This is a genomic window from Streptomyces rectiviolaceus (genome assembly GCF_039533825.1).
GTDB lineage: Bacteria > Actinomycetota > Actinomycetes > Streptomycetales > Streptomycetaceae > Streptomyces > Streptomyces rectiviolaceus.
In genome coordinates this window covers 1-25,695 of sequence record NZ_BAAAUG010000121.1, presented here as the reverse complement: position 1 = coordinate 25,695, position 25,695 = coordinate 1, and the positions used below count along the sequence as shown (strand labels likewise).

The following is a 25,695-nucleotide window of genomic DNA, read 5'->3' as shown; positions in this document are numbered from 1 at the left end:
GCACGGGCAACAGCCTGACGGCTCAAACGGGCGCACTGCATCGGTACGGGCCCGGAGCCGTATACGCATTTCCGGCGCCCCGGCTTGATCGGTATACGTACCGGCCCTGCGTCACGTCACGGGCGCCTTCGCCCGCAGCACCGTCAGGAACTCCCTCATCCAGCCCGAGTGGTCCGGCCAGGCGCGGGCCGAGACAAGCGTGCCGTCGACCACGACCTCCGCGTCCTTGAACGTCGCGCCCGCCGTCTGCATGTCCAGCTCCAGGGCCGGGTACGCCGTGACCCTGCGGCCGCTCAGGCCGCCGATCGCCGCCGTCAGGAGCGGGCCGTGGCAGATCTGCGCGACCGGCTTGTCCGAGTCGAAGAAGGACTTGAGGATCTTGCGGAGCTCGGGGTCGTTGCGCAGATACTCCGGGGCCCGGCCGCCCGGGATCACCAGGGCCACGTACTGGCCGGGGTCCACCTCGGAGAAGGCCAGGTCCGCGGGCCAGGTGTAGCCCGGCTTCTCCGTGTACGTGTCGAAGCCCGGCTCGAAGTCGTGCACCACGAACTGCAGCTTCTTGCGGGCGGGGGCGGCGATGTGTACGTCGTACCCCTCCTCGCGCAGCCGCTGGAAGGGGTACAGGACCTCCAGGGACTCCGCCGCGTCGCCGGTCACTATCAGGATCTTGGCTGCCATCGGTGCTCGCTCCCCAATCGTGGGCGGACCGTCGTCCGTGGACCGGGTCCGTCCGTCGCGCGCTGTCCGTCCGTCCCGCTCAACGTGCATCCGCCCGTCCGGTTTGCCAAGAGGGCCCACCGGTCCGGAGAGAGCGCCCATCACCGACAGATGGCGCGAAAGTCTCTGTGCAGAGTGTCAAAGTTCCACCCCTGCTTTTGTACACATACGGCTCATGACGGCTCCCGGGTGGAGGGCGATAGCCTTGACCCGTGATCAGCGCGATATCCCGCGGGGGCGTGTACGCCCCCGCCCTGCGCCCGGGGAACACGGAGGACATCCGTGCCCGGGGCGTCGCTGACGCTTCTTCGCGGTGCGGCCAGCCAGATCATCCCAGCCATCGGTCAGCGAAACCGCTGAAAATGGCGGATAACCGCCCGCTCATCTCTCACCGCGGCATAACGTCGACTTCGACCGGAGACCCCGCGTCGCGGCGTTACGTCGGATCACTTCCTTCTACGTCACGCAACGGCGCGCGACAGGAGTCAGAGGACAATGCAGACCAAGCTGGACGAAGCCAAAGCCGAGCTGCTCACACGGGCGGCCCGGGTAGCTGAGAACAGCCCGGTCGGGGGGCGCCTACCGAATGGGGCTCCGACCGGGTCGAAGGGCGACGAGGCCACGACCGACCAGGACACGGCCCTCGCGTTCCTCCAGCGCTACTACCTGCACACCGCCCCGGAGGACCTTGCCGACCGTGACCCGGTCGACGTCTTCGGAGCAGCCTTCTCGCACTACCGTCTTGCCGAGAACCGCCCGCAGGGCACGGCCAACGTCCGTGTGCACACCCCGACCGTCGAGGAGAACGGCTGGACGTGCAGCCACTCCGTCGTCGAGGTGGTCACCGACGACATGCCTTTCCTGGTCGATTCGGTCACCAATGAGCTTTCGCGGCAGGGTCGCGGCATCCATGTCGTCATCCACCCCCAGGTCGTCGTACGACGTGACCTGACAGGCAAGCTGCTCGAAGTCCTCACCGACCCCGGTACCGAGCGTCCGCACGACGCGGTCACCGAGTCCTGGATCCACGTCGAGATGGACCGCGAGACCGACCGCGCGGACCTGAAGCAGATCACCGCCGATCTGCTCCGGATCCTCTCCGACGTACGCGAGACGGTCGAGGACTGGGAGAAGATGCGCGACGCCGCGCTGCGCATCGCCGATGAGCTTCCCACCGAGCCGACCGCCGACGATCTGCGCGACCAGGAGGTCGAGGAGGCCCGCGAGCTCCTTCGCTGGCTCGCCGACAACCACTTCACCTTCCTCGGCTTCCGTGAGTACGACCTGACGGAGGACGACTCGCTCGCCGCCGTGCCCGGCACCGGCCTCGGCATCCTGCGCGCCGACCCGAAGCACGAGGGCGAGGAGGACCATCCGGTCAGTCCCTCCTTCAGCCGGCTGCCCGCGGACGCGCGCGCGAAGGCCCGCGAGCACAAGCTGCTCGTGCTGACCAAGGCCAACAGCCGCGCCACCGTGCACCGGCCGAGCTACCTCGACTACGTCGGCGTGAAGAAGTTCGACGCCGAGGGCAGTGTCGTCGGCGAGCGCCGCTTCCTCGGGCTCTTCTCGTCCGCCGCGTACACCGAGTCCGTGCGCCGTGTGCCGGTCATCCGCCGCAAGGTCCAGGAAGTCCTCAAGGGCGCGGGCTTCTCGCCCAACAGCCACGACGGCCGCGACCTGCTGCAGATCCTGGAGACGTACCCGCGCGACGAGCTCTTCCAGACCCCGCCCGACGAGCTGCGCGCCATCGTCACGTCCGTGCTGTACCTCCAGGAGCGCCGCCGGCTGCGGCTCTACCTGCGCAAGGACGAGTACGGCCGCTACTACTCCGCCCTCGTCTACCTGCCGCGTGACCGCTACACCACCGGTGTGCGCCTGCGGATCATCGACATCCTCAAGGAGGAGCTCGGCGGCACCAGCGTCGACTTCACCGCCTGGAACACGGAGTCGATCCTCTCCCGGCTGCACTTCGTGGTCCGGGTCGCGCCGGGCGGCGGGCTCCCGCAGCTCACCGACGCCGACACCGACCGCATCGAGGCACGGCTCGTCGAGGCCGCCCGCTCCTGGGCCGACGGCTTCGGCGAGGCGCTGACCGCCGAGTGCGGCGAGGAGCGCGCCGCCGAGCTGCTCCGCCGCTACTCGGGCGCCTTCCCCGAGGGCTACAAGGCCGACCACACGCCGCGTGCGGCCGTGGCCGACCTGGTGCACCTGGAGCAGCTGAAGCAAGGCGGCAAGGACTTCGCGCTCAGCCTGTACGAGCCGGTGGGCGCCGCCCCCGGTGAGCGCCGCTTCAAGATCTACCGCTCCGGCGAGCAGGTCTCGCTCTCCGCGGTCCTGCCGGTCCTTCAGCGCCTGGGCGTCGAGGTCACCGACGAGCGTCCCTACGAGCTGCGCTGCACGGACCGCAGCAACGCGTGGATCTACGACTTCGGTCTGCGCCTGCCCAAGTCCCAGAACGGCAACGGCGACTACTTGGGCGACGACGGCCGCGAGCGCTTCCAGGAGGCGTTCTCCGCAGCCTGGACGGGCGAGGCCGAGGTCGACGGCTTCAACTCGCTCGTCCTGCGGGCCGGGCTCAACTGGCGCCAGGCGATGGTGCTTCGCGCCTACGCCAAGTACCTGCGCCAGGCGGGCTCCACCTTCAGCCAGGACTACATGGAGGACACCCTCCGCAACAACGTCCACACCACCCGGCTCCTCGTCTCGCTCTTCGAGGCGCGGATGTCCCCGGACCGCCAGCGCGCAGGGACCGAGCTGACCGACGGGCTCCTTGAGGAGCTGGACGGCGCGCTCGACCAGGTCGCGTCCCTCGACGAGGACCGGATCCTGCGGTCCTTCCTCACCGTCATCAAGGCGACGCTGCGCACGAACTTCTTCCAGGAGGCGGGCGGCGGCAGTCCGCACAACTACGTCTCCATGAAGTTCGACCCGCAGGCCATCCCCGACCTTCCGGCGCCGCGTCCGGCGTACGAGATCTGGGTGTACTCGCCGCGCGTCGAGGGCGTGCACCTGCGCTTCGGCAAGGTCGCCCGCGGTGGCCTTCGCTGGTCCGACCGGCGTGAGGACTTCCGTACGGAGATCCTCGGCCTGGTCAAGGCGCAGATGGTGAAGAACACCGTCATCGTGCCGGTCGGCGCCAAGGGCGGCTTCGTCGCCAAGCAGCTGCCCGACCCGTCCGTGGACCGCGACGCGTGGCTGGCGGAGGGCGTCCGCTGCTACAAGACCTTCATCTCGGCGCTGCTCGACATCACCGACAATCTTGTCGCCGGTGAGGTCGTGCCGCCCGCCGACGTCGTGCGTCACGACGAGGACGACACGTACCTCGTGGTCGCCGCGGACAAGGGCACCGCGACGTTCTCGGACATCGCGAACGAGGTCGCCCAGTCCTACAACTTCTGGCTCGGTGACGCCTTCGCCTCCGGCGGCTCCGCCGGATACGACCACAAGGGCATGGGCATCACCGCCCGCGGCGCCTGGGAGTCCGTCAAGCGGCACTTCCGGGAGCTTGGCACCGACACCCAGACCGAGGACTTCACGGTCGTCGGCGTCGGTGACATGTCCGGTGACGTGTTCGGCAACGGCATGCTGCTCTCCGAGCACATCCGCCTGGTGGCCGCCTTCGACCACCGGCACATCGTCATCGACCCCAGGCCGGACGCCGCGACCTCGTACGCGGAGCGCCGCCGCCTCTTCGAGCTGCCGCGCAGCTCCTGGGCGGACTACAACAAGGAGCTGCTCTCCGCCGGCGGCGGGATCTTCCCGCGCAGCGCCAAGGCGATCCAGCTGAACGCCCACATCCGCGAGGCACTCGGCATCGAGACGGGCGTCGCCAAGATGACCCCGGCCGACCTGATGAAGGCGATCCTGCAGGCGCCGGTCGACCTGCTGTGGAACGGCGGCATCGGTACGTACGTGAAGTCGTCGGCCGAGTCGAACAGCGACGTCGGCGACAAGGCGAACGACGCGATCCGCGTCAACGGCGCCGACCTGCGCGTCAAGGTCGTCGGCGAGGGCGGCAACCTCGGTCTGACCCAGCTGGGACGTATCGAGTTCGCGCGCGCCGGCGGGCACATCAACACCGACGCCATCGACAACAGCGCGGGCGTGGACACCTCCGACCACGAGGTGAACATCAAGATCCTGCTGAACGCGGTCGTCGCGAACGGCGACATGACCGTCAAGCAGCGCAACAAGTTCCTCGCCGCGATGACGGACGAGGTCGGGACCCTGGTCCTGCGCAACAACTACGCGCAGAACACCGCCCTGTCGAACGCGGTGGCCCAGTCCCCGTCCCTCCTCCACGCCCACCAGCGCTTCATGCGCCGTCTGGGCCGCGACGGTCACCTGGACCGGGCCCTGGAGTTCCTGCCGACCGACCGGCAGATCCGTGAGCTCCTGAACTCCGGCCGCGGGCTCAGCCAGCCCGAGCTCGCCGTGCTCCTCGCGTACACGAAGATCACGGCGGCCGACGAGCTGATCCAGACGACGCTCCCGGACGACGAGTACCTGCGCGGTCTCCTTCACGCGTACTTCCCGCAGGCCCTGCGGGAGAAGTTCCCCGAGCAGGTCGACGGGCACGCGCTGCGCCGCGAGATCGTCACCACGGTGCTCGTCAACGACACGGTGAACACCGGTGGTTCGACCTTCCTGCACCGCCTCCGTGAGGAGACGGGGGCCTCGCTCGAGGAGATCGTGCGGGCGCAGCTCGCGGCTCGTGAGATCTTCGGCCTGAGCAAGGTCTGGGACGCGGTCGAGGCGCTCGACAACGTGGTGGCGGCCGACGTCCAGACCCGCGTCCGGCTGCACTCGCGCCGCCTCGTCGAGCGCGGCACGCGCTGGCTGCTCAACAACCGGCCGCAGCCGCTCCAGCTCGCCGAGACCATCGGCTTCTTCAGCGAGGGTGTCGCCGAGGTCTGGACCGAGCTGCCGAAGCTGCTGCGCGGCTCCGACCAGGAGTGGTACCAGAGCATCCGCGACGAGCTGACGGGCGCGGGCGTCCCCGACGAACTCGCCCAGCGCGTCGCCGGGTTCTCGTCCGCCTTCCCGTCGCTCGACATCGTGGCGATCGCCGACCGCACGGGCAAGGAGCCGATGGCCGTCGCCGAGGTCTACTACGACCTCGCCGACCGGCTGCGGATCACCCAGCTCATGGACCGCATCATCGAGCTGCCGCGGGCCGACCGCTGGCAGTCGATGGCGCGCGCGTCGATCCGCGAGGACCTGTACGCGGCGCACGCCGCCCTGACGGCCGATGTGCTGTCCGCAGGGAACGGCGAGGACACTCCCGAGGAGCGCTTCAAGGCCTGGGAGGAGAAGAACGCGGCGATCCTGAGCCGGTCGCGGACGACGCTCGACGAGATCCAGAGCTCGGACGCGTTCGACCTGGCGAACCTGTCGGTCGCCATGCGGACGATGAGGACGCTGCTGCGCAGCCACTCGTAGTCCTCGCACATCCGTCGTACGCCGATGGGGGCGCTCCGGGCCTGATGGCTCGGGGCGCCCCCTTCTGCGTATCCGGACTAGGCCGTTCACACCCCCCTGAAGAGCGCCAATCGGGCATTAGCGATAATTAGTAGGATGAGCCGGTATCTGACTGGAGGGACGCATGGGAGCGATAGGTGAGCGGGGGACGCCGGAGGCGCGACCCGATGTGTCCGTAGTGGTGATCGTCTACAACGACGCCGAGCGGCTGCCGACCGCCGTGCGGTCGGTGCTCGACCAGACGCTGCACGGCGTCGAGATCGTCATCGTCGACGACTGCAGCACGGACGGCTCGTACGCGACGGCGCAGCGCCTGGCCGCCGAGCACCCCGAGCGGGTGCGGGCCTACCAGCTGCCGGAGAACAGCGGCGCGGGCGGTGAGCCCCGCAACGTAGGCATCGGACACACCGTCGGCCGGCACGTGATGTTCCTCGACAGCGACGACGTCCTGGAGCGCAACGCCTGCCGCAACCTCCTCGAGGCCGCCGAGCGCGACGGCTCCGACATCGTCTCCGGACTCTGCGTCCGTCTCTCCATGGACACCCGCAACAAGAAGCGCGACCAGTGGTATCCCTGGCTTTACGCGACGACCCGCACCCTGGAGTCCGTCACCGAGCTGCCCGACCTGTTCGTCTGGGACACGCTCTCCACGAACAAGCTCTACCGCCGCGACTTCCTCGTCGAGAACGCCCTCCGCTTCCCCAAGGGCATGTTCTACGAGGACCTGATGTTCATCGCCGAGGCCTACCTCGCCGCCGAGCGCATCACCCTCATCCCCAACCAGGTCTACTACTGGCACGTCCACGAGCGCGCCGCCGACGCCGCGAAGTCCGTGACCAACCGGCGTCACGAGATGACCAACTTCGAGCACCGCCTTGAGATCCACCGCCGGATCGACGCGCTGCTCGCGGAGCGCGGCCTCGACGAGCTGCGGCTCGCCAAGGACATCAAGTTCCTCAAGCACGACCTGGTGCTCCACCTGCGCGACCTGCCCTTCCGGGACGCCTCCTACCGGCAGGAGTTCGCAGGACTCGCCCGCGGCTATCTCGCCGGGCTCGACCGCGCGGCCTACGACGAGGTGCAGCCCATACAGGCCATCTGCGCCTACCTCCTGGAGCAGGGCGACTGGGAGAACCTGCTGCCCGCCGTCGACACCCTCACCAACCGCGACAAGATCTCCTCGCCGCTCGCCGATCGGGACGGCCACGTGTACTGGTGCGCCGAGCACCTCGACGACCCGGTGGGCCGCCAGGTCCTGGACGTGACCGCGCTCGGCTACCACAGCAAGCGCTTCGACCAGATGTTCCTGCGCAACGTCCTGACGCGGTACGAGGAGACGGCGGGGACCGTCCGCATGGCGGGCCGCGTCACCAACCCGCTCGGCGTCGTCGCCCCGGACGCCGTGCTCACCGCGGAGCTCGAGTTCAGCGCGCGCCGCCGCAGCCTGCAGACCTTCCGCTTCCCGGTCTCGGCGGTGCGGTACGAGGGTGAGGTCATCGCCTGGGAGGCCTCCGTCGACCTCGCGCGACGCCTTCGCCCGCTCGGTGTCGTCGACGCGGTGTGGGACGTACGCCTGCATCTCGTCGCCGACGGCGTGCGCACCAGGACGCGGCTCACGGCGTGCGATCCGGGGCTCGCGGAGGGGAGGCTTCCGGTGCGGCCGAGGCTGACCCGCCTGGTCGCCGACCACATGGAGCCGGAGGTCTCGCAGCGCGGGCACCTCGCGTTCCGGCTCGTCACGCGGGACGCGGCGGGCGGCCGGATCCAGGACCTGGTGGCGCGCGGCACGCAGGGCGTGCCGGGGCGGCTCGCCAAGTCCGGCTTCCGCAGGGCGAAGAAGCTGCGCAAGGACATCACGTCAGGGCAGAGCAGACTGCGCGTGTACGACGAGGTGTTCAGCCGCCTTCCGGTGAAGAAGGGCACGGTCGTCTTCGAGAGCCATCTCGGCAAGCAGTACAGCGACAGCCCCCGGGCGATCTACGAGGAGATGCGCCGCCAGGGTCTCGACTTCGACGCCGTGTGGTCCTACACCGGGAATCCGGAGGGTTTCCCCGAGGACGCGACGCTGGTGCGGCGCTGGTCCCTTCCGTACCTGCGGGCCCTCGCGCAGGCCGAGTTCTGGGTCGACAACCAGAGTTACCCGCTCAAGCTCACCAAGCGTCCCGAGACGACGTACATCCAGACCTGGCACGGCTCGGCGCTCAAGCGCATGGGCTTCGACGAGCCCGCCTGGAAGCTGCGCAGCAAGCCGCGGCAGGACGAGCAGCAGCGCGTCCTCGACCGCTTCGACCGCTTCCTGATCCGCTCCGAGCACGACGTGCGGACGCTTGCGAAGGCCTTGCGCCTGAAGGAGAAGGTGCTGCTGAGGGTCGGCTATCCGCGCAACGACGCACTGGTGCGCTCGAAGCGGGCCGAGGACGCGAGTGGCGTGCGCGAACGCGGGCCGCTGGCAGCGGAGTTGGGCATCCCCGAGGACAAGCAGGTGCTGCTGTACGCGCCGACCTTCCGCCGGCACGGCGGGCGGCACGGACGCTTTGAACTGCCCTTCGACATCGAGCGGTTCGCGGAGGAGTTCGGCGACCGCTACGTGCTCCTGGTGCGGTCGCACTACCTCAACCACGTGGTGCTCCCGCCGTCCGTGCGGGGACGCGTCATCGACGTCTCCGCGCACCACGACGTCACACCGCTCTATCAGCTCGCCGACGCGATGATCACCGACTACTCGTCCGTGATGTTCGACTACGCGCTCCTCGACCGGCCGATGCTGTTCTTCACGTACGACTACGAGGAGTACGTCCACGAGGGCCGCGGCACTTACTTCGACCTGCGGGAACGGGCCCCCGGACCGGTGGTCGACACCGAGGACGAGCTGTTCGGGGCGCTGAAGGCCCTGGACGAGCAGACCCTTGGGTATGCGGCGGCGCGGGCGCGGTTCGTGGCCGAGTTCGGTGAGTACGACCGGGGCGATGCCGCCAAGAGCGTCGTCGATCAGTTCTTCTCGCACTGGAGCGGCAAGTGAACCTGGAGCGGCAAGTGGACCGGGACATCTTCTTCGTCTCCAACAGCGTCAACGAGCTGGGCGGGATCACCAGTTGGTCCCACCAGATGGCCCGCCTCTTCGTCGAGCGCGGCCACCGCGTGCACGTCATCGGCATCACAGACCCCGGGGTCCCGCAGGACGTCGGCACGGACCTGCCGTACCCCACCACGACGCTGTACGACGAGCATCCGCCGCGCGTCGGCCCGGCGCGCGGCGTCAAGGGGCGGCTCAACGTGGCCGAGCACCGGCTGCGCGCGCGGCGCGAGGCGGGCATGCACGAGCAGGCCGCCAAGCTGACCGCGCTCTTCGCGCAGGCCCGGCCAGGCGCCGTCGTCATCGTCACGCAGGTGTGGGCGATGGAGTGGGTCGAACTGGCGGACACCGAGGGCCTGTTGGTCATCGGGATGAGCCATGAGTCGTTCGCGTACTCGCGGGCGTGCTCGCGCTTCGGGCGCGTGCGCAAGCACTACAAGGACGTCGACCGGATGCTCGCGCTGACCCGCGAGGACGCCGACCTGTGGATCAGGCAGGGCCTGGACAACGCGTCCTTCATGCCGAACCCGCTGCCCTTCATGCCCGAAGTGCCCTCGCAGCGAACCGAGAAGGTCGTCACCAGCATCGGCCGCCTGCACGACCAGAAGGGCATCGACATGCTCCTCGACACCTGGGCGGAGGTCGCGCCGCTGCACCCGGACTGGAAGCTGCGGATCTACGGCTCCGGCGAGGACGAGGAGATACTCAAGAAGCAGTGCACGGCCCTCGGCCTCGACGGCTCCGTGGAGTGGATGGGGCGCACGAGCGATGTGCCGGGTGCGCTGCGGGGCGGGTCGGTGTTCGTGCAGTCCTCGCGGGGCGAGGGTTTCCCGCTCGCGCTGATGGAGGCGATGGCCACCGCCGTGCCGTGCGCGGCCTTCGACTGTGCGCCGGGCGTGCACGAGATCGTCCAGGACGGCGTGGACGGGCTGCTCGCGCGGCTCGGGAACACGGGTGAACTGGCGCGCAGGCTGGACACGTTGATGTCCGACAAGGAGCTGCGGGACCGGATGGGGGAGCTGGGCAGGGTGAACATCCAGCGCTATACGACCGAGGCGGTCGTGCGGCGCTGGGAGGAGTTGTTCGCGTTCTTGGAGCGGTAGTTCCTGGAGCGGTAGTTCCCGGAGAGGCGGGGCGGGGCGGCTATTTCTTGCCGCCCGTGAACCCCTCGTACTCCTTCAGGACGTCCTCCGTCGGGCCGTCCATGCGCAGCTCGCCGTGCTCCAGCCAGAGCACGCGCTCGCAGGTGTCGCGGATCGACTTGTTGTTGTGGCTGACCAGGAAGACCGTGCCCGCGCGCTTGCGCAGCTCGCGGATGCGGGCCTCCGAGCGCTTCTGGAAGGAGCGGTCGCCGGTCGCCAGGGCCTCGTCGATGAGCAGTACGTCGTGGTCCTTGGCGGAGCCGATGGAGAAGCGCAGGCGGGCCGCCATGCCCGAGGAGTACGTACGCATGGGGAGCGTGATGAAGTCGCCCTTCTCGTTGATGCCGGAGAAGTCGACGATGTCCTGGTAGCGCTCCTGGATCTGCTCGCGGCTCATGCCCATCGCCAGACCGCCGAGACGGACGTTGCGCTCGCCCGTCAGGTCGTTCATCAGGGCCGCGTTCACGCCGAGGAGCGAGGGCTGGCCGTCGGTGAAGATGCGGCCGTTTTCGACGGGCAGGAGCCCCGCGACGGCCTTCAGGAGGGTCGACTTGCCCGAGCCGTTCGTGCCGATGAGGCCGATGGCCTCGCCCTTGTGGGCGGTGAAGGAGACCTTCCTGACGGCGTGCACCTTGCGTACGCCGGACTCTTCGCCGTCCCTGCTCCCCTTGTCCCCCTTGCCGCGCTTGCCGCGTTTGAGGATGCGGCCGAGGGCGGCGGTCGCGCTGCCGCGGCCGGTGGTGGAGCCCGCGCCGTGCACGCGGTAGACGATGTCGACCTGGTCGACGATCACCGTGGGGGTGGGGGTGGGGGCAGGGGCAGGGGCAGGGGCAGGTGCGGGGGTGTCGGTGGGGAGGTCTGTGTTTGTGGGGGTTGTTGTCTCAGCCACGGCCGTACGTCTCCTCTGCCTTCCAGAAGTAGATGAACCCGCCGACCCCTGCGAGCAGTGCCCAGCCCACGGCCCACGCCCAGACGTGGTGCGGGAGCTGGCTCGCGTGGAAGGTGTCGATGAGCGCGAACCGCATCAGGTCGATGTAGATGGCGGCCGGATTGCACTCCAGGAGGACCTGGAGCGCGTGCGGCAGGTGCTGGTCCTTGAGGACCGCGTCGATGCTCCACATCACGCCGGACACGTACATCCACGTGCGCAGCACGAACGGCATCAGCTGCGCGATGTCCGGCGTCTTGCTGCCGAGGCGCGCCATCACCAGGGCGAGCCCCGTGTTGAACGTGAACTGCAGGGTCAGGACCGGGATCACCAGGAGCCAGGACGCGGTGGGCGGCACGCCGAAGCAGAGCAGGATCACCACAAGCGCGCCCATGGAGAACAGGAGCTGCTGGAGCTGTTGCAGGCAGTGCGAGATCGGCAGCGCGGCCCGCGGGAAGTGCAGGGCGCGGACCAGGCCGAGGCTGCCTGCGATGGCGCGGGTGCCCGCCATCACCGAGCTCTGCGTGAACGTGAAGATGAAGACGCCGGTGACCAGGAACGGGACGTAGTCCGGGACGTCGTGCTTGGTGTTCATCAGCACGCCGAAGATGAAGTAGTACACCGCCGCGTTCAGGAGCGGCGTCATCACCTGCCAGACCTGCCCGAGCTTCGCCTGGCTGTACTGGGCGGTGAGCTTGGCGGTCGCGAAGGCGGTGATGAAGTGGCGCCGCTGCCAGAGCTGCCGGACGTACGCGGGGAGCGTGGGGCGGGCGCCGCTGACGGTCAGGCCGTGCCGGGCGGCTAGCTCGGCGGCGTCGACGGCCGGGTCGGGCGCGGCGGCCGCGGGGCGGGATGGAGCGTCGAGGACCTGACTCACGTCCGCTGCTTTCACTCGGGAGTCATGGGGCGCGAACGGTAGGGACCCGGCGTCGGGACTTACGTCTTACGTCGGGACGGACCCGTATCGTCGCAACGTCGAGAGTAGAACCATGTGACGTCGGAACGCAACCGTATCGTCGTCACGTTCTATGCTGTCCTCATGACGACGAGCAGGCCAGGAGATGAACAACCGCGCGATCAGCCGCGCCGCAGGGCGCCCGCGGGGGCCGCGGTGCTCCGCGAGGATGTGACCGAGGCCATCAGGTCCGCCGTCTTCGAGGAGCTCGCGGCGGTCGGGTACGCGCGCATGTCCATCGAGGGCATCGCGCGCCGCGCGGGCGTCGGCAAGACCGCCGTCTACCGGCGCTGGCGCTCCAAGCTGCATCTCGTGCTCGACCTGGTGTCGGCGATAGCGGTCCAGGGCCTGCCGATGCCGGACAGTGGTTCCCTGGAGGGCGATCTGCGGCTGCTGTACGAGGTGACGTCGCGTGCCCTGCGGCATCCCGTGGCCTCGCAGGTCATCCCCGATCTGCAGGCGGAGGCGGCACGCAACCCGGAGATCGCGGAGGCCATGCAGAAGGCCTTGCGGGAGGGGCAGCACGGGGTGGCGAACGGCATCGTGCGGGCCGCCGTGGCGCGGGGCGAGGTGCGGGACGGGGTCGACGAGGACCTCGCCCTCGACCTGGTGTCGGGGCCGCTGTACTGGCGGTCCGTCGTGGTGCGGGCCGAGCTGCCCAAGGGGTATCTCGGCAGCCTCGCGGCGGCTACGGCGGCGGCGCTTCGGGCGTTGTGAGGTCGGCTGCGGCTAGGAGTGCTTCTCCCGCATCAGGAACAGGGCCACGCCCGAGCCGAGCGTGGCGATGCCGGTGCACACGCTGATCAGGACCTGCTGCACCCCGTCGAAGGCGAAGCTGGTGGAGACGTTGGCGACCAGGGCGATGGCGAGGACGAGCCAGAGCAGGGCCTTCATGGCGTGGCCTTTCAAGTCGGGGTGGGGCGGTGGGGCGCGGGGTCTGTCCCGCTTCGTGCTTCGTGCTTCGTGATCAATCCTGCCGGGGCGTGGGCGGCGTGACGATGGTGTGTTCTCCCGGATCGGGGGTGTAGTGCGCTACACCTTCGCCCGGGGAGCGGCCTCGCCCGCGCGTGCGAGCGGGGTCGCATAGCCTCATGGCCATGCGGGAGACACTGCGGCGTACGGAGCGGGCCCTGGAGCAGCTGGGTGTGGCGGCGCTCCTGTCCCTGGCCTCGTACCTCTTCATCGGGGTCGTCCTGCTCACCCTCGTCACCACGCTCATCGTCGTCGGCGCGGGCGTCATGCCCGAGACGGTCCTGATGCTGCGTCGGATGGCGGGCTTCAAGCGGCGCCGCGTCGCCCTCTGGACGGGCAAGGAGATCCCCGAGGTGTACGTGCCGCTGACCGGCACGCTCACCCAGCGGGTGCGCGCGGGGGTCACGGACCCGGCGACGTACCGCGATCTGCGGTGGCTGGCCGCGCACTTCATCTACGGCTGGCTGTTGTTTTACGTGGCGCTGCCGGTGTTCATCGTCGGGATGCTGGTCGACGGCGTGTGGTGCGGACTGCTCGGCCGCCGGGCCGTGGTGCTGCCGCTGGTCGCGCGCATCGCCGACCTGGAAGCCTTGTGGTCGGGGGCGCTGCTCAAGGCGTCACCGGAGGCGGAGCGGTCCGCGCGGCTCACCGAGCGGGTCGAGGAACTGACCGTCACGCGGGCCGGCGCGGTCGCCGCGCACGGGGCCGAACTGCGGCGCATCGAGCGGGACTTGCACGACGGGACGCAGGCACGGCTCGTGTCGATGTCGATGCGGGTGGGGCTGGCGAGGCGCGCGTTCGACAAGGATCCTGAGGCGGCGCGGAAGCTGCTCGCCGATGCGCAGGACCAGGCCGAGGAGGCCCTGACCGAGCTTCGGCACGTCGTACGCGGCATCCATCCGCCGATCCTGACGGACCGGGGGCTTGTGGGGGCGGTGCGGGCGCTCGCCGCGAGCAGTGGGCTGGATGTGGCGGTGCGTGCGGAAGGGGTGGAGGGGGATGCGGTGCGGGCTCCGGCCGCTGTGGAGGCTGCCGCGTACTTCGTCGTCGCGGAGGCGCTGACGAACGCCGCCAAGCACAGTGGGGCGGAGAAGGCCTCGGTGGAACTTTCGCGTGCGGGTGGAGTGTTGAGGATCTCGGTACGTGACGAGGGGCGGGGCGGGGCCGACGATGCGGGCGGCAGTGGGCTGCTCGGGGTGCGGCGCAGGGTCGCTGCGCTTGACGGGACCGTGGAAGTGGCGAGCCCCGTCGGGGGGCCGACCGTGATCGAAGTGGAGCTGCCGTGCGCGTGGTGATCGCCGAGGACAATGCCTTGTTGCGGGAGGGGATGGTGCTGTTGCTGTCCTCTGCCGGGCACGAGGTGGTGGCGGTGGCCGCGAGCGGTCCTGAGGTGCTGCCTGCGCTCCTGGAACACCGGCCGGACGTCGCCGTCCTCGACGTGCGGATGCCGCCGGGGTTCCGGGACGAGGGGCTGCGGGCCGCGCTCCGGGCGCGGGCGGAGATTCCCGGTCTTGCGGTGCTCGTGCTCTCGCAGTACGTCGAGGAGACGTACGCCGCCGAGCTGTTGGGCGGGGGTGCCAGTGGCGTCGGCTATCTGCTGAAGGACCGGGTGGGGCGGGTCGACGAGTTCCTGGACGCGCTGGAGCGGGTGGCCGGGGGCGGGACCGCGCTGGACCCTGAGGTGGTCACGGAATTGCTGACCCGGCGGCGCGACGACCCGCTGGACTCGCTGACGCCTCGGGAGCGGGAGGTGCTTCAGCTGATGGCGGAGGGGCGGGACAACGGGACGATCGCGGGGGTGTTGGTGGTGTCGGACCGGGCGGTGAGCAAGCACATCGGCAATGTGTTCGCGAAGCTGGGGCTGCCGCCGAGTGACAGCGGGCATCGGCGGGTGCTGGCTGTACTTGCGTACCTGAACAGGGGCTAGCCGGAGCGCTGGGTTCGCTTCTCCCGCTTGACGAACAGAGTCACGCCGCAGGCGAGGGTTATGGCGCCGGTGGCCACGCTGACGAGGGCCTGCCGTGTGTTGTCGTCGATGACGAAGCTGGACGAGACATTGACAAGGAGAGCAACGGCAAGCACCAGCCAGAGCGTGATCTTCATGGGGCCCAGTGTGGCTGCGGGCCTTGTTCGCCTTGAGGGCGGGGCCGCGCCGGTTTGTCCGCCCCCGCTGTCGTCCGGTGGCTGCGGAGCTGGTTCGTCTGTGGGTACGGTGCCGCGCCGGTATGTCCGTCCTCGCTATCGTCCGGTGGCCGCCTGGCTACTTCGGCTCCGGAGCGCCGCGAACCGTGCTCCGGGCGGACATACCGCCACGTCCCCTCGCGAGCGCTGCCGACTGCGGGACCGCGTCGTGCAGCGGCGCGGTCCGTCTGTGGGTACGGTGCCGCGCCGGTATGTCCGTCCTCGCTATCGTCCGGTGACCGCAGGGCTACTTCGGCCCCGGAGCGCCGCGAACCGTGCTCCGGGCGGACATACCGCCACGCCCCCTCACGAGCGCTGCCGACTGCAGGTGCGTGGGTCCCCCTGCGCCCGTCTGCGGTACCTGCCGACGCCCACTGACCCCAACCCGCACGCCCCACCCCAACCCGCACGCCCCACCCCGGCCTGCACGCCCCACCCCGGCCTGCAGGTTTCCCGCCCCACCCGGGCCCGCACTTGCCCGTCCACCCGGGCTTGTACGTTTCCCGCCCACCCCGGGCTTGTACGTTTCCCGCCCACCCTGGCCTGTACTTGCCCACCCCGCCCACCCCGGCGGGTTCCTTCCCCGTCCACCCGGGCCTGTGCGTCCCCCCCAGCGGTTCCTTCCCCACCCCACCCCATACCTGTACGTTGCCCACCCACCCCATGGCTGTACGTTGCCCACCCACCCCAGCAGTTCCCGCCCCACCCCCACCCGTACGGACAACCCACCCACCCACCCCCTGGCACCGCGGGGCAATCGGGCGGGTGGGCGGGAAAGCTTGTTCGTGTGGAGGCGGATGCGGGGTGATGGGCGGGTGGGTGGGGGTGATCCGCCGTGGAGCGGTGGGGGTGTTTGGGTGGTTAGTGCTCCGGGGAGGGGTAGCGGTCCCGTAGCGCACGCCGGGCCGGGGGTAGCGTGCCCGCGGCTGTGGTTGCGGCGACCACCAGGGCTATCAACGCCACCTGCGCAGCCGCAACGTACGGCAAGGAACGCGCCATCGCCGCGCTGAAGGCGAGGAGAGGGACCGAGGCCACCGCCACGCCCACGGCGAGCCCCGTCACCGCCGAGGCCGCCGCCTCCAGGCGCAGCATGCGGCGCAGTTGGCTCCGCGAAGCTCCGGCAAGGCGGAGGAGGGAGAGTTCGGGGCGCCGCCCGATGGTGATGAGGCACAGCGTGCTCAGGACGGCGATGACCGTGAAGCCGCCGATCGCGCCGACCGCCGCCACGGTCACCACCTCCCCCAGCGCCCGGTCCTCCGGTTCGAGCCGCTCGGGCGCGGGCTCCGCCACCACCTTCGCCCCGGGGGCTGCCGCCCGCAGCGTCTTCGCACCGGCGCCGTCCGAAGCGACCAGGACCCGGTCCGACCCCGGCGAGGACATGTGACGTACCAGCTGTTCCTGGGAGAAGAGGAAGGCGCCGAGCGCCAGTTCGCGGTCGTACGTGGCCACCACCTTGAGACGGGACTCGGTACCGTCCCCGAAGCGCAGCGTCACCGTCGAGCCGGGCCGCGCGTCCAGGGCGCGTGCCTGGTCCCGGCCGACCGCCACCGTGCCGGGGCGCAGCTCGCCGATGTCGCCCTCCCGGACGCCGGGGTCCAGCGTCCGGGCCAGGCCGCCGGGCGTGACGCCGAGTACCGGCAGGCGTTCCAGACGGGGCGAGCCCGTCTCCCGGCGGGCCAGGACCACCGTGCTCCGCGTGACGCCGGTCGCGGCCCGGACACCTGGCACCTGCCGGATCCGTTCCAGCGCGCCCTCGGGCAGGCCGCCACCCTCCGCCGTCACCGCGAAGTCCGCCCGCGCCGCGTCCCGCGCCTGCGTGCCCGCGGCATGCGTCATCGTCGCGTCGGCGGAGAGTTGGACGAGGGCGAACGCCGTCACCAGGGTGATCGGCGTGATCGCCGCACCCAACCGGCGGGCCGACGCAGTGCAGTTGGCCGCCGCGAGGTGTCCTCCCGCACCGCCGAACCGGCGCATCGGCGCCCCGAGCACCCGCATCGCGCCCTCGGCGATCCACGGGCCGAGCAGCGCGCAGCCGATGACGAGGACCACCGTCGCCGCACCGGCGGCGGCAGCGGCCGCCTCCCCGTGCTGGAGCGTGGCCGTGCCCGCCGAACTGACGCCGAGGAACAGCAGCACCAGACCGGTGATCTGGCGGGCCCTGCCCGGCGCCGCCTCGCGCAGCGCCTCCGCGGGGCGCACCTTCGCCGTCCTCGCGCACGCGATCAGCGCGGCCAGGCGGGCGGCGAGGAGCGTCAGGCCCGCGGTGAGGAGAGGGGTGGGCAACAGCCAGGGGGAGAGGGGGAGTTCGAAGCCTGGGGGTAGTGCGTCGTGGGCGTCGAGGAGTGCGCGGAGTCCGAGGAAGGCGGGGACCGCCGCGACCGCTCCCGCCAGCGCCGCCACCGTCGCGACCCGGCCCACCTCGCGGCCCACCGCGCCCCGCAGCTGCCGGGGTGTCGCGCCGACCGCGCGCAACAGGCCCAGTTCACGGGAGCGTTGCTGCAGGGCCTGCACGATCGTCGACGACACGACGAGCAGCGCGATCAGTACGACGGTCGCGGCCACGGAGCCGAGCAGCGCGAGCAGGCCCGCGCGGGCGGGCGCGACCTGGAGGAACTCGGCGCCGCCGCGCCCGTTCCCCGTCAGGACGCGCAGCCCCGCGCCGTCTCCGTCCGCCCTGTGCCCCACGCTCTTGAGGCCCGCGGTGTCCAGGGCGTGCCGCACGCGCGAGTGGAGGGTCGACGTGCTGGTGCCGGGGCCCGCCGTGACGCCGATGGCCGCCACCGACCCGGGGTGACCGGCCAGCCGGTGAGCTTCGCGGGAGGTGAAGTAGACGGCGGGGCGGGGGCCTTCGGCGATGCCGGTCACCTTGTACGTCACGTCGGTGCCGGACGTGCGGACGGTGATCCGGTCGCCGACGCGGGCCGTCCCCTCGCCCACGACGACCTCGCGATCGTGCTTCGGGCCGCCTCCGTCACGTAGGGCGTGGGGCGCCAACTGGGCGGCGGTCCACGGGCGTCCGGTGGCCTCCCCGCCCCGTACGCCCACCTGGAAGACCTCGTCGGCGACGGCCGCGCGCACCCCGGGGACCTCGCGCACGGCTTTCAGTGCCGCCTGCGGGACCCGGACGCGTTCGGTCAGGCCCGCCGTCGCCGTCTCGGGATCGCTGCCCCACGGCTTGGCCGTGAAGCGGGTGTTCTGGTCGCCGGTGACGACGAGGTCGGCCCCGGCGTAGCGCTCCACGCGCGCGTGCCCGAGTCCTGCCGATGCGAGGGCCAGGCCGAAGGCGCCGAGGAGGAGGGAGGTGAGGGCGAGCGCGGCGAAGGCCGCGGCCCAGGCCTTGCGGTGCATGCGGGCGGCGCGTGAGGCGAGGAGGTGAGTGACGTTCGGGTGCTTCCTCATGCTGCGGTCGCCCGGCCCAAATCCCGCATGATGTCGTGCACTTGGGCGCGTTCGGGGTGCAGGAGCTGGGTGGCTACGTGGCCGTCGGCGAGGAAGAGGGCTTCGTCGGCCCAGGCCGCGGCCGCCGGGTCGTGGGTCACCATCACCACGGTGTGGCCGTCCTGGTCGACGGCCTGACGCAGCAGCGCGAGCACGCCGTCCGCGGTGACGGGGTCGAGGGCGCCGGTGGGCTCGTCGGCGAAGACCACTTCGGGGCGGGTGACGAGCGCGCGGGCGATGGCCACGCGCTGCTGCTGGCCGCCGGAGAGTTCGGTGGGACGGTCGTCGCCTCGGCCGCCGAGCCCGACTTCGGCGAGGCCGAGCGAGACGCGGCCGTCGTCGGGCCCGCCGCCGAGGAGCAGCGGCAGGGCGACGTTCTCGGCGACGCTGAGCGAGGGCACGAGGTTGTGCGCCTGGAACACGAAGCCGACGCGCTCGCGCCGCAGCCGGGTGAGGGCGGCTTCCTTGAGGGAGCCGATGTCCACGCCCCCGATGCGTACGGTTCCGGCGCTGGGCCGGTCGAGCCCGGCGGCGCATTGCAGCAGGGTGGACTTGCCGGACCCGGAGGGGCCCATCACGGCGAGGAACCGCCCGCGGGGGAGGGTGAGTCGGAGGGGCGCGAGCGCGGCTGGCCCACCGCGCCGGTAGGTCCGCGTCACCCCGTCGAGCCGAAGCGCGTCGGCCCCGCCCGACGGGCCGTCCTCCAGGGTCCCTGCCACGGAACTTTGCCGTCTGAACATCGCTGAGGGCTCCCTTTTCGCCGGCCGCTGCTGCTGCACGAAACGCTAGGGAGCGGGGGCGGGCGGGACGAGAGAGCGCGGTCCCGGAGCGGGGGTGCAGCTGGGTCCACCGGGGGTGGGGGTGGCCGCCCCCGGCCCGGCGGCTGCGGCGGCTCGGCAACTGACGGTGCCGGGGCGGGAGTCAGGGAGGGCTATTGCAGGAAAGTCTCACGGCACGCCGGTGGGGGAGCGGGGGCGGTGCGACTTTCTTGCAGTTGGGCGGGAACAACCTGGCGGGACGGCGCGCTACTCCCGGCCCGCCGGGCCCTGAGGGGCTACCCCCGGCCCGCCAGCCCCCGAGGGACTACCCCCGGCCCGCCTCCGGATGCGACCGCAGCCACCCCGCCCACGCCGACGTCACCATCTCGCGTACGTCCCGCTTGGCCGACCAGCCGAGCTCGGTGGCGATGCGGTCCGCCGAAGCCACCACCCGGGCCGGGTCGCCGGGGCGGCGCTGTGTCACGGTGGGCGGGCGGTCGTAGCCCGTGACCTCGTTGATCAGGGTGGCCATCTCCAGGACCGAAACGCCCTCGCCGCGGCCGATGTTGAGCGTCAGGTCGGTGCCGCGTGGCGCCGTGGCCAGCTTGCGGGCCGTCGCGACGTGGGCCTCCGCCAGGTCCACCACGTGGATGTAGTCGCGTACGCACGTGCCGTCCGGCGTCGGGTAGTCCGCGCCGAAGACGCGCGGGGCCTCGCCGTCCGTGAGCTTCTCGAAGACCATCGGGACCAGGTTGTAGACGCCCGTGTCGGCCAGCTCGGGGCTCGCCGCGCCCGCCACGTTGAAGTACCGCAGCGAAGCCGTCGACAGGCCGTGCGCCAGGCCCGTCGCGCGGACCAGCCACTCGCCCGCCAGCTTCGTCTCGCCGTACGGACTCATCGGGAGGCAGGGGGTCTCCTCCGTCACCAGGTCCACATCCGGCATGCCGTACACCGCCGCCGATGAGGAGAGGACGAAGGACGCGACTCCTGCTTCCGTCACCGCCGACAGCAGGACCCGAAGGCCCTCCACGTTCTCGTGGTAGTAGCGCAGGGGCTGCTCGACCGACTCGCCCACCTGCTTCTTCGCCGCCAGGTGCACGACACCCGTGACGGCGTGCTCCCGCAGGGTGCGGGACAGCAGCTCCGCGTCGAGCGTCGAGCCGGTCACCAGCGGCACGCCCTCCGGGACGCGCTCGGCGATGCCCGAGGACAGGTCGTCGTAGACCACGGCCCGCTCGCCCGCCTCCGTCATGGCGCGGACCACGTGTGCCCCGATGTATCCGGCGCCGCCGGTGATCAGCCAGGTCATCGTCAGTGAGCCTTCCCTGTTGTGTCCTCGTGTCCTCCAGTGACGTGCAGTCTCGCAGCCTCCGCGTACGAGCGGCGTCAGCGCCCGCCGCCGCCCACCCACCGCGCGAGCCGCCTGCGCGCCACGCCCGCCACGCCCCGCATCCCGGGTGCGAGGCGCACCGCCAGGTTCCCGGCCTGCGTCGCGTACGGCTGGGCGAGCAGGAGCCCCCGGCGCGACGGCAGCGCGGTGCGCCGCAGCAGTCCTGGGCCCGCGACCGCCCGCGCCGTCGTCTCGCGCGTCGTCCCGTCGCCGAAGTGCAGGCCGAGGCGCAGGTCCCATACGCCGCCGCCGAGCGAGCCCAGGTCGAGGACGACCTCGGTCAGCCAGGTGTCAGCGCCGGACTGCGAGGACTGCGAGGACTGCGAGGACTGGAACGCCGCCGTGCGGCGCAGTACCGGGCCCTCGCCGTTCCTCGGTGCGAGCTCCACGTCGACCGTCGTCGGGCCCGCGTCCGCCACCCGCCCGTACAGCTCGTGCAGCCGCAGCGTGAGGCGGCTCCTGTGCGCGCGGGGGCGCAGTTCGGCGTCCACCGCGAGCGGGAGGAGGCGGATGGGGCGTACCAGGAGGTGTTCCAGGGTCACCTGGGGGAGGTCCGGGGACCAGATGGGCGTGGTGCCGTCGGGCGAAAGCGCGTAGGGAGGCGAGAGGCGCGCGGGGCGGGCCGCCACCTCCTGGAGGCGGGTCAGGTCGCGCGGCTCGGGCGACGCCAGGATCACGCGGGCGATGACCCTGCCGGGCGCGGGCGCCGCGTCCAGGTCGGCCGTGTCGAAGGCCGCGAGGTACGCGCGCGTGGCCGTCCACCACTCCTGCCGGTACTCCGGGCTCCGCGCGGTGAGCTCACGTGCGTACATCCGCAGGCTGTGGTCGATGAACTTGGCCCGGGCCGCCCGTGCGAGCCGCTTGCCCGCCGTGCCCGACGCGCTCTGTGCCTCCCGGAGGATCTCGACCGACTGGCGGTGGGCCTCCAGGCGGGCCTGCCAGTTGGCGATGCCGGAGCGGTCCAGGGAGATCGACAGCTTGGCCGCCGTGCGGCGCACGTTCCATACGTAGACGGGGTCCGTGATCAGCGCGATGCGCGGGCCCGCCGCGAGGACGCGGGCCGTGAAGACGAAGTCCTCGTACGTGAAGCGGCCCTCGGGGAAGCGGAGGGTGTGCTTTCGCAGGAAGTCGGTGCGGTAGAGCTTGTTGACGCACAGGGTGTCGTGGACCAGGCGGGTGCGCAGCTCGGGGCGGGCGATGAGGCGGGCCTTCTTGTAGAGCATCGGCTGCCAGGGGGTCTCGCGCCCGGAGGGCAGCTCGCGGCGTACGCAGAGGCCGGTGACCACTTCGGCGTCGTGCCGCGCCGCGGCCTTGAGGAGGGCGTCCACCGCGCCCGGCGGCAGGACGTCGTCGCTGTCGAGGAACATCACGTACGCGGACGTCGTGGCCTCGATCCCGTCGTTGCGGGGAGTGCCGCAGCCCCCGCTGTTGGCGGCGCGGCGGATGGGTTTGACGCGCGGGTCCTCCTGGGCGAGCGCCGCGAGCAGCTCGCCGCTGCCGTCGGTCGAGCAGTCGTCGACGGCGATCACCTCGCGGACGGCGGGGCCCTGGGCGAGTGCCGAGCGCACCGCGTCCGTGACGTGCGCGGCGTCGTTGTAGCCGATCACGACGACGCAGACCTGGGGCGACGGGGGCGAGAGAGACAGAGAGGGATCCACGGGGGAAATTTTAGAGGTTGCCAGTAATTATCCGATTAAGGGGTCTTAAGCTGGTTCGTGTCCCCGTCGCTCGCCTTCGTGTTCCCGCCGGTGTTCCCCCCGGTGTTGCCGCCTCCCACCCGCGCGAGCACCTCGCCCGTCCGCGGTCCCCACGCCACCACCACGGCCTCCCCGGGCACCTTCTGGTCGGGCGAGAGCAGCAGCCAGCGCACGTGGTAGCGGCGGACGATCTGCCTGCGTTCGGCGTGTGTCGAGTCGGGGGAGAGGTAGTCGCGCACCTTCTGGAGGCGGTGGTTGCGCGTGTCCTCGGCGAGCGAGGCGTCCGGCCAGGCGGGGGCGACGAGGTTGGCGCCGTACGCCGGGACGGAGCGGGTGGGGTAGTAGCCGTTGGTCAGGACCACGTCGCCCTTGTGGACGTGGCTCAGTGCCCAGCCGTAGCCGGGCCAGCGCGGCGGCTGGTCGAAGCCCACCGGGTCCAGGGCGCGCGGCACGACCGCGCCCGCCTGGAGCGTGAAGAAGCCGATGGCCGCCCCGGTGGCCGCGACGCCCCCGAGCGCCATGCGCCACCGGCGCCAGGGACGGGGCGCGGCCAGCTCGATCGCGAGGGCGAACTGGAGGGGGACGAGGGTCAGGCCCAGGATGCGGCCGTAGGTGTAGTGGCCGCTCAGCCAGCCGTACGCCACGACCGCGCAGTCCAGGGCGAACATCAGGACCAGCGGGTCGCGCCGGTTCTTGCGGAACCTCAGGGCGAGCGCGGGCAGGCCGATCAGTGCGAGCCAGAACCGCTGCGGCATCTCGGTGTAGAGCTGCCGGTGGATCCAGTCGACGCTCTCGTCACCGACGAGGGAGAAGACGGAGTAGTAGGGCCAGCTCGCCGCGATCACCGCCGCCGTCACGGCGGTCACCGCCCACTTCCACAGCGCCGGGAGAGGGCGCGGGGCCGAGGCCGCGAACGCCACCACCCCGATCACCGCCGCCACGGACGAGATCGGGTGGACCAGCAGGATCACCCCGCACAGCGCGCCGAGACCCGCGTACGCAAGGACGCCCCGCGGTGACTTCGCGAGCGAACCCGCCCAGCTCCACGCCCAGAACGCCAGGCCGATCGCGAACGTCGAGGGGTAGGCGAGGTTCCCCGTCATCGACATCAGGCCGAGGTAGCCGCTCCACCACGCCATCCGGGTGCCCCAGAGCACCACCATCGCGAACAGGGCGAGAACGGGCGCCCATTGACTGGGCGTCAGGACCTTCACGAACCGGCCGATGCCCGTGAGCAGCACGAGCAGGTTCAGCGGACCCGCCAGCTTCACGACCTCCCAGCCCGCCAGTCCCGTCACGCGCGCGAAGACGCCCTGCGCCACCGCGTACGGCGAGTAGTACGGGCTGCCCGCGCCCGGCAGGTCCGCCATCGGGTGGCGCGGATGCAGCAAGTTGTCCTTGAGCCGCTCGACGACCGCCGCGTGCTGCCCGAAGTCGCAGCACATCGGCACCCGCCAGAAGGCGAGGGACATGACGATCCAGAAGAGGCCGCCGAACACGACGTACGGGCTCGGCCGCCACCGCGTGTGCCCGTGCAGTGCCGTCGCGCCATGGACCTGGCGGCGGGTGAGGAGGCCGGCTCCCCGCGTGGCCATGCTCATCGCATGAGCCTCTCCGCGACCCGGGCCGCGGCCTGCCCGTCGTCCAGGTGGCAGTAGGCCTCGCGGAACGCCGCGTACGCCTCCGCGTGCCGGGCCGTGAGGGAGTCCAGGTCGCGCAGCGCCTCGACGACCTCGCCGGTGGAGGCGAGCAGCGGGCCCGGCGCGCGGGTCTCGAAGTCGAGATAGAAGCCGCGGACCGTGTCGCGGTAGTGCTCCAGGTCGTAGGCGTGGAAGAGCATCGGACGCCCGGTGTGCGCGAAGTCGAACATCAGGGAGGAGTAGTCCGTCACCAACACGTCCGCGATCAGGAGGAGTTCGGCCGTGCGGGGGTGGGATGACACATCGCGTACGAAGGGTGCGCGGGCTCCGGGCAGGCGGCCCGCCGTCAGGGGGTGCTTGCGTACGAGCAGGACGTGGTCGTCACCGAGCACGTCCTGCGCCGCGGCGAAGTCGAGCGCGGGTTCGTAGCGGAAGCGGCCGGGGGAGTAGGCGAGGTGGTCCCGGTAGGTCGGCGCGTACAGGATGATCCGTTTGTCCGGGGCGATGCCCAGCTCGTGGCGCACGCGTTCGGCGACCTTGCCGCGGTCCTCGGAGAAGAGGATGTCGTTGCGGGGCGAGCCCGCTTCCATGACCTCGCCCTCGTAGGCGAGCGCGCGCCCCAGGTGGGGGGTCGAGAAGCGGTTCGGGGACACGAGCACGTCCCACTGGCGGGAGAGCTTCGGCAGGACGTCGAGGTGGCCGTGGTCGGCGTAGAGGGTGTCGGTGAGGTCGGTGCCGATGCGCTTGAGGGGCGCTCCGTTCCAGGTCTGTACGACGGTCTGCCCGTCCCGCCGCTCGAAGAAGTCGGGCAGATGGCCCGCGGTGACGATGCGCCGGCAGCGGGCGAGCGCCTCGTACCAGGCGGCGCTGTGCTCCTCCACGCCCTTCGCCCCGGCGGGCACCCGCGTCTGCTGGTCCCGCGTCACCCACAGGTGCTCGACGTCCGTGCCGCGCCGCACCAGCTCCTCGTGGACCGCGCGGGGCGAGTCCCCGTCGAAGTAGAGCACCGCGTCCCGCAGGGGCTGGGTGCGCCGGTGCGGATACTGCACGGTACGCAGCCGGTGCTGCCGGTAGGCGCCGCGTTCACCCCGCGCGAGCACAGACCCGGCTTCGATCAGCAGCCGATCCCCGAACCGCCGGTCGACGGTGAACTCCCGCCCGTCCACGGCCTGATGGAGCGGAAAGGCGGCGGACACGGAGGCAAGCAGCCGCACGGGCATGCCGTCTTCGGGATTCGAACGATGCGGGTCGCCTGCGGCGTGCGGGGCGTGCGGGGCGTGCGGGGCGTGCGACGCCGCGGCCCGCGATGCGCCACGCGCCGCG

The 25,695-nt window shown here is 71.2% G+C and carries 17 protein-coding genes; 6 read left to right on the top strand and 11 right to left on the bottom strand.

The window, feature by feature from the left end:
• Positions 1-111 precede the first annotated feature (111 nt).
• A complete protein-coding gene (locus tag ABD378_RS29845) occupies positions 112-678 on the bottom strand; it encodes a DJ-1/PfpI family protein (protein WP_344525762.1) in 567 nt (188 codons plus the stop codon).
• A 534-nt stretch (positions 679-1,212) separates the two neighbouring features.
• On the opposite strand from ABD378_RS29845, the gene ABD378_RS29840 reads away from it, so the two are divergent.
• The 3 genes from ABD378_RS29840 to ABD378_RS29830 all read left to right on the top strand — a co-directional run bounded on the left by ABD378_RS29840 (position 1,213) and on the right by ABD378_RS29830 (position 10,374).
• Positions 1,213-6,159, top strand: a complete 4,947-nt coding sequence (locus tag ABD378_RS29840; protein WP_344525760.1) for an NAD-glutamate dehydrogenase — start codon at positions 1,213-1,215, stop codon at positions 6,157-6,159.
• A 163-nt stretch (positions 6,160-6,322) separates the two neighbouring features.
• Positions 6,323-9,217 carry a bifunctional glycosyltransferase/CDP-glycerol:glycerophosphate glycerophosphotransferase gene (locus ABD378_RS29835; RefSeq protein WP_344525758.1) on the top strand — a complete coding sequence of 965 codons (2,895 nt, stop codon included), beginning with the start codon at positions 6,323-6,325 and terminating at the stop codon, positions 9,215-9,217.
• On the top strand, positions 9,214-10,374 hold the full coding sequence (locus ABD378_RS29830; RefSeq protein WP_344525756.1) for a glycosyltransferase: 1,161 nt from the start codon (positions 9,214-9,216) through the stop codon (positions 10,372-10,374). The genes ABD378_RS29835 and ABD378_RS29830 overlap by 4 nt, the downstream gene beginning before the upstream one ends.
• A 40-nt stretch (positions 10,375-10,414) precedes the next feature.
• On the opposite strand, the gene ABD378_RS29825 is transcribed toward ABD378_RS29830, so the two are convergent.
• Positions 10,415-11,302, bottom strand: coding sequence for an ABC transporter ATP-binding protein (locus ABD378_RS29825; protein WP_386544879.1), 888 nt, complete (start codon positions 11,300-11,302; stop codon positions 10,415-10,417).
• Positions 11,295-12,218, bottom strand: a complete 924-nt coding sequence (locus ABD378_RS29820; RefSeq protein WP_344525754.1) for an ABC transporter permease — start codon at positions 12,216-12,218, stop codon at positions 11,295-11,297. The genes ABD378_RS29825 and ABD378_RS29820 overlap by 8 nt, the downstream gene beginning before the upstream one ends.
• A gap of 162 nt (positions 12,219-12,380) precedes the next feature.
• Here ABD378_RS29820 and ABD378_RS29815 point away from each other — a divergent pair, with 162 nt between their 5' ends.
• The gene (locus tag ABD378_RS29815) at positions 12,381-13,013 is read left to right on the top strand and encodes a TetR/AcrR family transcriptional regulator (protein WP_344525752.1); all 633 of its coding nucleotides are present in this window, start codon (positions 12,381-12,383) and stop codon (positions 13,011-13,013) included.
• A 12-nt stretch (positions 13,014-13,025) separates the two neighbouring features.
• Here ABD378_RS29815 and ABD378_RS29810 read toward each other — a convergent pair whose 3' ends face one another.
• Positions 13,026-13,190, bottom strand: coding sequence for a hypothetical protein (locus tag ABD378_RS29810; RefSeq protein ID WP_344525750.1), 165 nt, complete (start codon positions 13,188-13,190; stop codon positions 13,026-13,028).
• A gap of 203 nt (positions 13,191-13,393) precedes the next feature.
• On the opposite strand from ABD378_RS29810, the gene ABD378_RS29805 reads away from it, so the two are divergent.
• Complete coding sequence (locus tag ABD378_RS29805; RefSeq protein ID WP_344525749.1) at positions 13,394-14,563, top strand: sensor histidine kinase; 1,170 nt, start codon at positions 13,394-13,396, stop codon at positions 14,561-14,563.
• Positions 14,551-15,195 carry a response regulator transcription factor gene (locus ABD378_RS29800; protein WP_344525747.1) on the top strand — a complete coding sequence of 215 codons (645 nt, stop codon included), beginning with the start codon at positions 14,551-14,553 and terminating at the stop codon, positions 15,193-15,195. The genes ABD378_RS29805 and ABD378_RS29800 overlap by 13 nt, the downstream gene beginning before the upstream one ends.
• Here ABD378_RS29800 and ABD378_RS29795 read toward each other — a convergent pair.
• The 7 genes from ABD378_RS29795 to ABD378_RS29765 all read right to left on the bottom strand — a co-directional run.
• Positions 15,192-15,371 (bottom strand): hypothetical protein, encoded by a 180-nt coding sequence (locus ABD378_RS29795; protein ID WP_344525745.1) that lies wholly within the window; start codon positions 15,369-15,371, stop codon positions 15,192-15,194. The genes ABD378_RS29800 and ABD378_RS29795 overlap by 4 nt on opposite strands.
• 939 nt (positions 15,372-16,310) lie before the next feature.
• The gene (locus ABD378_RS29790; protein WP_344525743.1) at positions 16,311-18,848 is read right to left on the bottom strand and encodes an FtsX-like permease family protein; all 2,538 of its coding nucleotides are present in this window, start codon (positions 18,846-18,848) and stop codon (positions 16,311-16,313) included.
• Complete coding sequence (locus tag ABD378_RS29785) at positions 18,845-19,627, bottom strand: ABC transporter ATP-binding protein (protein WP_344525741.1); 783 nt, start codon at positions 19,625-19,627, stop codon at positions 18,845-18,847. Before ABD378_RS29785 ends, ABD378_RS29790 begins: the two co-directional genes overlap by 4 nt.
• Before the next feature lie 343 nt (positions 19,628-19,970).
• Entirely contained in the window at positions 19,971-20,954 is a 984-nt protein-coding gene (gene galE, locus ABD378_RS29780; protein WP_344525739.1) for a UDP-glucose 4-epimerase GalE, read from the bottom strand.
• A 77-nt stretch (positions 20,955-21,031) separates the two neighbouring features.
• On the bottom strand, positions 21,032-22,693 hold the full coding sequence (locus ABD378_RS29775) for a glycosyltransferase family 2 protein (RefSeq protein ID WP_344525737.1): 1,662 nt from the start codon (positions 22,691-22,693) through the stop codon (positions 21,032-21,034).
• A gap of 35 nt (positions 22,694-22,728) precedes the next feature.
• On the bottom strand, positions 22,729-24,333 hold the full coding sequence (locus ABD378_RS29770) for a hypothetical protein (RefSeq protein ID WP_344525735.1): 1,605 nt from the start codon (positions 24,331-24,333) through the stop codon (positions 22,729-22,731).
• A partial coding sequence (locus tag ABD378_RS29765) for a CDP-glycerol glycerophosphotransferase family protein (protein WP_344525733.1) occupies positions 24,330-25,695 on the bottom strand: 1,366 nt, incomplete at its 5' end. The genes ABD378_RS29765 and ABD378_RS29770, both read right to left, overlap by 4 nt.